A 1,899-nucleotide genomic window follows, 5' to 3' on the forward strand; every position below is an offset into this window, starting at 1 on the left:
GAATCCTGCATGACAAAGGTTAGCAACCAGTCATTAGTTAGTCTTGGGCTTGTTATAGTGATGTAATAAGTTAAGTGTAGACAAACGAGATACCAGGCCATAAGCAAATGCTGAAACTAATAGCCGCGAAATTTTGAGAAAACCGGAAAGGACGATAGTCTCGGGGTCCTAGAAGTCAGAATATGCGTAGTCGTTATTGCAAGAATACATATACTTTCCCGCGGTTCTAAGGTATAGCATGGTATACATCGGTATAGTACGTCAACTTGGGAGGACTCACTATTCTCTAAAATAGAGTATGGAAAACAATGTCTAATAAACAGAGGTATCCAAAAGGTAGTGAGTAGTCGGATTACATCATAGTACCAATGAAGTGAGTAATGACCATGGAGGGAAGGGTGTAACATATTATAGACCTATGAAAGGGAAACATAAATCTTACACAGAGGAGATAGAAAAAAAAATGTACACAAAACTTAATAGGATAGCAGAAATAGCTAGAAATAAACCTAAGGAAAAGTTTACTTCATTGATACATCTAGTTAATAAAGAGATGTTAATAATGTGTCACAATGAATTAAGTGGTAATAAAGCAACAGGTGTGGATAAAGTAACAAAGAAAGAATACGAAGCTAATTTAGAGGGAAATATTGATGACCTATTAAATAGAATGAAAGTTTTCAAATATAGACCGCAACCTGTAAGGCGAGTATACATAGAGAAAGCAGGCTCTAACAAGAAAAGACCGCTAGGTATACCAGCCTATGAAGACAAAATTGTTCAATTAACTATTAACAAAATCCTAAAAGCTATCTATGAGCAAGACTTTATGGATAACTCATTTGGATTTAGAGAAAATAGAAGTTGCCATGATGCACTTAAAATTCTAAATGTGTACCTATCAGAAAAGAATACAAATTATGTGGTTGATGCCGACATAAAAGGTTTCTTTGATAATGTAGACCACAAATGGATGATGAAATTCCTAGAGCACAGAATAGATGATAAGAATTTACTAAGATATATAGGTAGATTCTTAAAAGCTGGAATAATCGAGAATGGAAGATTTCATAAAGTATATGAAGGTACTCCGCAAGGAGGTATAATATCACCAACATTAGCCAATATCTATCTACATTATGTTTTAGATATATGGTTCAATAATTTTATTAGGAAAAGATGTAAAGGTGAAGCTTATATAGTTCGATATGCAGATGATTTTGTATGCTGTTTTCAATATGAAAACGAAGCGAAAGCATTTTATGAAGCATTAAAGAATAGACTAAATAAATTTAATCTAGAAATAGCTGAGGATAAAACTAAAATATTATATTTTGGTAAGAATGCATACTATGATAGGAAGTTTAAAAGATTATGAAAGTTAAAATCATATACTGATAAGACTTTTGATTTTCTAGGATTTACACACTATTGCAGTTGCAGAAGAAATGGAAGTTTTAGAGTTAAAAGAAAGACAAGTGCTAAGAAATTAAGGGCAAGTGCTAAAAGATTAAGTGAATGGCTAAGAAATAATAGAACAGTACCACTTACATTATTGATGAATAAACTAAAACAAAAGTTAGTTGGGTATTATAGATATTATGGAATTACTGATAACTTCGATAAATTAAATAGCTTTAGGGATCTGATAATAAGATTAACCTTTAAATGGCTAAATAGAAGAAGTCAGAGAAGAAGCTATAATTGGGGGACGTTTAATACACTGATTAAATATTTCAATATACCCAGAGCTAAGATATATGTAAATATATTTAAACTAAAAGAAGAAATTACATATATTCTGTAAATTATAATATGGGGAGCCGTATGCGGGAAATCCGCACGTACGGTTCTATGAGGGGCTAGGGAAGTGATTCCCTAGCCTACTTACCGGTAGAA

The 1,899-nt window shown here is 32.4% G+C and carries 1 protein-coding gene and 1 pseudogene; both read left to right on the forward strand.

Annotated features, from left to right (window positions below):
* Positions 1-463 precede the first annotated feature (463 nt).
* Positions 464-1,378, forward strand: a complete 915-nt coding sequence (ltrA, locus tag BD821_RS13265; protein WP_104410884.1) for a group II intron reverse transcriptase/maturase — start codon at positions 464-466, stop codon at positions 1,376-1,378.
* Between the two features lie 135 nt (positions 1,379-1,513).
* Positions 1,514-1,807, forward strand: a pseudogene (locus tag BD821_RS13735) (group II intron maturase-specific domain-containing protein); the annotation flags it as partial.
* Positions 1,808-1,899 lie beyond the last annotated feature (92 nt).

It is taken from the genome of Clostridium algidicarnis DSM 15099 (assembly GCF_002934235.1).
GTDB classification, from domain to species: Bacteria; Bacillota; Clostridia; order Clostridiales; family Clostridiaceae; genus Clostridium_L; species Clostridium_L algidicarnis.

Excerpts from the sequence above, each read along its gene's own strand:
- ltrA (WP_104410884.1), top strand. The coding sequence starts at position 464 with ATGTACACAAAACTTAATAGGATAGCAGAAATAGCTAGAAATAAACCT.